The sequence below is a fragment of the Pseudomonas sp. BCRC 81390 genome (assembly GCF_030341915.1).
Taxonomy (GTDB): Bacteria; Pseudomonadota; Gammaproteobacteria; order Pseudomonadales; family Pseudomonadaceae; genus Aquipseudomonas.
On the sequence record NZ_JATAAG010000044.1, the window covers coordinates 1 to 313 of the forward strand.

The following is a 313-nucleotide window of genomic DNA, read 5'->3' on the forward strand; positions in this document are numbered from 1 at the left end:
TTGGCAACGCTTGCATCAGGGTTGGCAGGTGCTGCAACGGGCGGAGGCTTGGCAGATGCTGTCGCAGCGGGCCAGGCGGGAAGGAACGCCGCGGAAAACAACGCGCTGAGCGATATTGCTGAGGCATTGGCGGCAGGCAAGACACCGGAGGTTGTGGCCGAAGAGCATGTCAAGGCAGAGAACGAACGCTACAGGCAGCAGAACTGCGCCGGGTTAAGCTCGGATGCCTGCTCGGTCAAGATGTACAAGGAGCGACGGGAACACCTGAACGATACACTGTCGACGGGGGCTGATTTTGTACCCGTAATTGGTG

At 59.7% G+C, this 313-nt stretch carries 1 protein-coding gene; it reads left to right on the forward strand.

All coding sequences use genetic code 11. The features are described 5' to 3' along the window. Positions 1 to 313 (forward strand): VENN motif pre-toxin domain-containing protein (locus tag QSV36_RS14275; RefSeq protein WP_289132548.1); only part of this gene is annotated, 313 nt, incomplete at both ends.